Below are 6533 nucleotides of genomic sequence, written 5' to 3' on the forward strand. Positions count from 1 at the left end.
TATTAAGAATCGATTGAAGTTTGTTTAGATAAATTTAATTCAAAAATATTAGAGGAGAGATCTATAGCTATTTATTTATTCATGTCGAATTCTTTTTTGACGATTGCTTCAATGGAATTTCCAATTTTTAATGGTAGGTATCATTTAAAAATATTGATATTTCAAGGAATTGTATATGATTAGAGTCTTTTCAATTCGAACATAACAAGTACGTAGGAAAATATGACAGTTCGATATATTTTTACATATTTTTTTGTACCTTTGTGTTAAATTGAAAAAGTATTCAGAAAAATGTACAAGAAAGCTTTGTCTTGACAATTAGAACATAATTTTGTGCATACTCTTTTACTTNNTGTGTCTATAAGAAAAAAATATCATTTTACATATTGGATAATGAAATGCTTGCATCATTTTACATATTGGATAATGAAATGCTTACATCATTTTACAAGTTGTAAGGTGTATTGCCAACTTAAGGCCTGTAAAATTAAAGATAAGATACGGAATTTTCTGTAAATTACCAAAAGGGGTTGGTGTGAATTTACTAATCTAGTTTTATTGAAGCGCTTTCATTTTTTAAGAAATATTATCCATTCATAATTGAAGGAGGGTTTCTCTTGGCGAATGAAAAAATGCAGCGTATTTCCTTATCCAACCTTGAAAACAACTTTCTCGAGGTGGAAAAACCACTAACAAACCAAGAAGCTATTGAAGAATCGAATCGTTGCCTCTATTGCTATGATGCCCCATGTATAAAAGCATGTCCTACTGGAATCGATATTCCAACCTTTATTAAAAAAATTGCCTCAGGAAACTTCCTTGGCTCTGCAAAAACAATTATGGCTTCAAATCCCGTTGGAGCCAGCTGTGCCAGGGTTTGTCCTACAGAAGAGCTCTGTGAAGGAGCTTGTGTCCTAAACCATTCAACGAAACCAATCATGATCGGCACTCTGCAAAGATATGCGACAGATTGGGCTATCAAAAATGAACAGTCACTTTTTCAACCTGGTGTTTCAAACGGCAAGACAGTTGCAGTAATTGGAGGCGGACCTGCCGGATTATCAGCCGCACGAGAACTTGCAAGATTAGGCTATGATGTCACGATCTTTGAAGCTGCAGAAAAAGCGGGCGGATTAAATACTTTTGGTATTGTATCCTTCCGTTTACCACAAGAAATTTCTTTCTGGGAAGTTGAACAGGTTGAAAAATTGAATGTAAAAATCAGAACGAACACAGTGGTCGGAAGGGATATTTCAGCAGATAAAATAACTGAAGATTTCGATAATGTTGTTTTGGCGGTTGGAATGGCACATGTTCCGAACCTCGGTGTTGAAGGTGAAAACTTAGACGGAGTCTATGATGCGATTGAATTTGTTAAGGCAACAAAAAACAACGGGCTGTTATCCCAAGATTTTGTTGGCAAGCGAGTAGTTGTCATTGGTGCAGGGAATACCGCAATCGACGGTGCGACATGTTCTGTCCGTTTAGGAGCGGAAAACGTGAAAATTTTATACCGTAGAACGGAAGAAGAAATGACCGCTTATGATTTTGAATATGAATTTGCTAAACAAGATGGTGTCGAGTTCCGCTGGTTAACTACACCGAAAAGGATTATTGGCGATGAAAGTGGAAGGGTAACGGGCATTGAGTGTATTAAAATGAAGCTCGGTGAGCCTGAAAAGGATGGCCGCCGTAAACCAGTAGCGGTAGAAGGCTCCGAATATGTAATTCCTGTGGATGCAGTGGTAAAAGCAATCGGACAAACAAGACACTTGGAATTGATTGAGGCATTTGGTCTACATCATGATGGGGGTGTCGTAAAAGTAGACCAAGCATCATTACAGACTTCCAATCCAAACATTTATGCTTGTGGTGATGTGGTTTTTGGTAAAGGAAAAGGAGACGCAATGGTCGTAACCGCTGCCCAGCAAGGAAAAGATGCTGCTTATGCCATTCACAAGCAATACTTGGCAGTTGGAGTAGTAAATTGACTCTATGAATCTTTTAAATGACAAAGGGGGAAAAGCGATGGCTGATTTACGTATTAATCTTGCAGGAATTCAATCACCAAATCCATTTTGGCTGGCTTCAGCACCTCCTACCAACTCAGGGTATCAAGTTCAGAGAGCCTTTGAGGCAGGCTGGGGCGGGGCAGTATGGAAAACATTGGGTGATCCGATATTAAATGTATCATCAAGATTTGCTGCGATTAGTTTTAACGGACAAAGAGTAGCCGGTTTCAATAACATTGAGCTTATCACCGATCGTCCTCTAGAAGTAAATTTAAAGGAAATTTATGAAACGAAAAAGCGATTTCCTAACCATGCTATTATTGCATCGTTAATGGTGGAGCCAAAACAAGAAAAGTGGCATGAAATTGTGAAACGGGTTGAGGATGTCGGGGTTGACGGCCTAGAGTTAAACTTTGGCTGCCCTCACGGGATGGCGGAGCGGGGTATGGGTTCTGCATCCGGGCAGGTACCAGCACTTGTTGAACGTCAGACCTATTGGGTAAAAGAAGTGGCCAAGACACCAGTTATTGTTAAATTGACACCAAATATAACTGACATTACCGCAACCGCCGAAGCAGCTTGTAATGGCGGTGCAGATGCGATTAGTATGATAAACACAATCAACAGCTTAATGGGGGTGGACCTCGATAATTGGAATACCATTCCGCATGTAGCAGGAAAAGGGGCACATGGCGGCTATTGTGGTCCTGCAGTTAAGCCGATTGCCTTAAATATGGTGGCAGAATGCGCAAGACATCCACATATTAACGTACCGATTTCCGGAATTGGCGGTATTTCGAACTGGCAGGATGCAGTTGAATTTATGTTAATGGGTGCTACTGGGGTTCAGGTATGTACTGCCGCCATGCATCACGGTTTCCGCATTGTCGAGGACATGATTGAGGGACTCAGCCATTACCTTGATCGTAAAGGAATTGCCTCTGTTTCAGAAATCATTGGAAAGTCAGTTCCAAAATACTCTGATTGGGGTAACTTGGATTTGAATTACAATATCGTCGCTAAAATCAATACTGATGTTTGTATCAACTGTAATAAATGTCATATTGCTTGCGAAGATACATCCCATCAATGTATTGACATGCTAACAGATGCTTCAGGAAAGAACTATCTTAAAGTACGGGAAGAAGACTGTGTTGGCTGCAATTTATGTTCGATTGTCTGCCCGGTTGAAGGGGCAATCGACATGGTGGAAGCAGCTAGGGAGCTGCCGCCAATGACATGGAATGAGCGCCAATCCGCTTTAAATGTCGTTGTAGAATGCAAAGCAGATGTATCCAAATAAAGAGATTTAGATTAGGAGGAACCGATTAATGAAAAAAATCATTAAAAACGGCACTATTGTCACTGCCTCTGACACGTACCAAGCAGAGATTTTAATCGAAGATGGCAAAATAACGCAAATTGGTGCAAATCTATCAGAACTTGGTGCGGAAGTCATCGATGCGAAAGGCTGTTTTGTTTTCCCGGGAGGAATTGACCCGCACACCCACTTAGACATGCCTTTTGGTGGAACAGTAACAAAGGATGATTTTGAATCTGGGACGATTGCAGCTGCATTCGGCGGCACAACAACCGTTATTGACTTTTGCTTAACCAATAAAGGTGAGCCGCTTAAAAACGCGATTCAAATCTGGCATGAAAAATCTATGGAAAAAGCTGTCATTGATTATGGCTTCCACTTAATGATCTCAGAAATCAACGAGTCCGTTTTGAATGAACTTCCACAAGTCATTAATGAGGAAGGGATTACCTCGTTTAAAGTATTTATGGCTTATAAAAATGTTTTTCAAGCCGATGATGAAACACTATTCCGTACGCTTGTTTCCGCAAAAGAACATGGTGCATTAGTCATGGTGCATGCGGAAAATGGGGATGTCATTGATTATTTAACAAAGAAGGCATTAGAGGAAGGGAAGACAGAACCAATTTATCATGCGTTAACAAGACCAGCTGCATTAGAGGGCGAAGCGACAGGGCGCGCCGCCAAACTGACAGGGCTGGCTAACTCTCAGCTTTATGTTGTTCATGTATCATGCGCCGATGCCGTTGAAAAAATAACCGAAGCACGCAGTAAGGGATTTGATGTGTGGGGAGAAACATGCCCGCAATATTTAGTTCTCGACCAAAGCTATTTAGAAAAACCGAATTTTGAAGGGGCAAAATTTGTTTGGTCACCGCCATTACGAGAAAAGTGGAACCAGGAGGTTCTTTGGAATGCCTTAAAGAGCGGCCAGCTGCAAACACTTGGCTCTGATCAATGCTCGTTTGATTTTAAAGGGCAAAAGGATTTAGGAAGGTCTGATTTTACAAAAATTCCGAATGGGGGTCCTATTATCGAGGATCGTTTATCCATTCTATTTTCAGAGGGGGTGAAAAAAGGACGTATTAGCATTAATCAGTTTGTGGACCTTACTTCAACACGTGCTGCTAAGTTATTTGGTTTATTCCCTAATAAAGGGACAATTGCCATTGGTGCTGATGCCGACCTTGTTATTTTTGATCCGAATATTGAACGGGTGATTTCTGCTGAAACCCACCATATGGCGGTTGATTACAATGCATTTGAAGGGATGAAAGTGACAGGTGAGCCTGTTTCCGTTTTAGTCCGCGGAGAATATGTTGTCCGTGATAAGCAGTTTGTAGGAAAACCGGGTTCCGGTCAATATTTAAAGAGAGCTAAATATAGCAGCAATGCACAAATAAATCGGAATGAAACACTCACAATCTAAATTTTGAGAATTGTCCAGCTCCAACGCCTAGCCCCTCGAGGTCAAACAACCTCAACCATATGAAGTTTAATTGCAAATCTCATAGGCTTGAGAACATTTCTTTGGCTACAGTAATCTCACGCTTTCTGTAAGTATTATGGGAGACTATGCAGATTTCGACTAAGTCTCCCAATATCGGGGCTGACCAAGGCGCTTCCACATTTCGATTTTGAACTACTCCTGCAATTTCTTAGGTGCTTCTAAGCAATTGCCATTTTTAAATTTTGAACTTTGATGTCGGTTGTTTGAACTTTGTTTTTATATTTTCTAGGAAGTAAAACCGAAAACAAGGAGTGTTCATATGAAAAAAAGCCACTTAAAATCACCAGACTTATTTCCAATTCATCATAAAGACAGGAAAATAACAAAATTAGGGTTCTCATTTATGTGGGTGGGGATGGTTGTCGTTCTTGCCACCTTTGCCATAGGCGGAGCAGGAGTTATGAAAATATCATTACCATGGGTCATTCTTGCTACTGTCATAGGCAGTCTTGCGATTGGATTTTTCATTTCTCTAATCGCCGATATTGGAATTGAGCACGGGTTGTCTTTTCCTGTTTATATGAGAGCACCGTTTGGAACGATTGGAACCCACATTCCTTCTATTACCCGTGGTATAACGGCCTCTATGTGGTTTGGTGTTAATACGTATTTTGGATCTACCGCGATGAACGGAATCTTAAATATGTTATTTGGCTTTGATAATTGGTTTGTCTGCTTTCTTATTTTTGCAGTAGTTCAATTGGTTAATACTGCTCTTGGCATTAAATCCATTGAGCGTTTTGCTGATTTAGCGGCACCGATTATTCTCATAATCGCTTTATGGATGTATGTGTCATTATCTGACCAGGCTTCTGCCGCAGGAAGAGAAGTATGGAGCTGGGTTGAGTCCCCTGTAACAGGTGGTGCTGCTTTTTCTGCATTTTTAGTTGTTATTTTTAGTAATATGGGGTTTTGGGCGACATTGAGTGCGGACATCCCTTCCATTTCTCGGTTTATTAAGGCTCCCGTTAATGAAAAGAACTGGTTTAAGCGAAATAAAGCATCGTTAATCGGAAATATGATCGCAATGCCATTAACACAAACCTTTATGATTGTCATTGGTGCGGTTTCCTATATCGCTGTATTAAACGCTGACCCAGTAGTAGCTTTGCAAAAGTCAGCTAGCGGTTTTATCCTTGCAATTTTACTGTTAATGATTGTTCTTGCCCAATGGTCTACAAACACGGCAGCAAATGTTGTGCCCGCCGCAACGATTTTCTCTAACGTTGGCGGTCCAAAGTTTCCGTTTTGGGCTGGTGTCATAACAGCTGGGATTGTAGGGACTGTCGTACAACCATGGCAGCTGTTTGATATTATTATTCAAGTTCTTTTATTTGTCGGTGGTATTTTAGCCGCAATTGTTGGGATCCTGTTTGCAGATTATTATCTGCTTCGGAAGAGGCGTGTAAATGTTCCAGAATTATATGAAGACCAAGGCCAATATAAATATATGGGCGGTATCAACTTAGCAGGTTTTATTGCTTGGATTATTGGGGCTGGAGTATCCTATTTTGTTCCGGACTTTGGGTTTTTAGTTGGTTTCATATTGGGTGCAGGCGTTTACTATGTTCTCGCAAAATATTGGTGGTTCAACAAGTATCGTCAAGCTGAAATCGAGGATCCAAGTGATGAAAAATATTTAGGAATTTCCGTTGGCAGGGATTGGGTAATCGAGGATAAAGCCTATGAA

Annotated in this window: 4 protein-coding genes; all 4 read left to right on the forward strand. The window is 40.5% G+C overall.

Annotated features, from left to right (window positions below; translation table 11 throughout):
• Positions 1 to 632: 632 nt before the first annotated feature.
• Positions 633 to 1991 carry an NAD(P)-dependent oxidoreductase gene (locus V7150_RS23145; protein WP_335522924.1) on the forward strand — a complete coding sequence of 453 codons (1359 nt, stop codon included), beginning with the start codon at positions 633 to 635 and terminating at the stop codon, positions 1989 to 1991.
• Positions 1992 to 2028: 37 nt separating this feature from the next.
• Positions 2029 to 3315: an NAD-dependent dihydropyrimidine dehydrogenase subunit PreA gene (preA, locus tag V7150_RS23150; RefSeq protein WP_335522900.1), complete on the forward strand. Its 1287-nt coding sequence runs from the start codon at positions 2029 to 2031 to the stop codon at positions 3313 to 3315.
• A gap of 28 nt (positions 3316 to 3343) precedes the next feature.
• Positions 3344 to 4762, forward strand: coding sequence for a dihydropyrimidinase (hydA, locus tag V7150_RS23155; RefSeq protein ID WP_335522901.1), 1419 nt, complete (start codon positions 3344 to 3346; stop codon positions 4760 to 4762).
• Positions 4763 to 5102: 340 nt separating this feature from the next.
• The coding region (locus V7150_RS23160) for an NCS1 family transporter (RefSeq protein WP_335522903.1) at positions 5103 to 6533 on the forward strand (1431 nt) is incomplete at its 3' end.

It is taken from the genome of Neobacillus drentensis, assembly GCF_036965245.1.
Lineage (GTDB): Bacteria > Bacillota > Bacilli > Bacillales > Cytobacillaceae > Neobacillus > Neobacillus drentensis_G.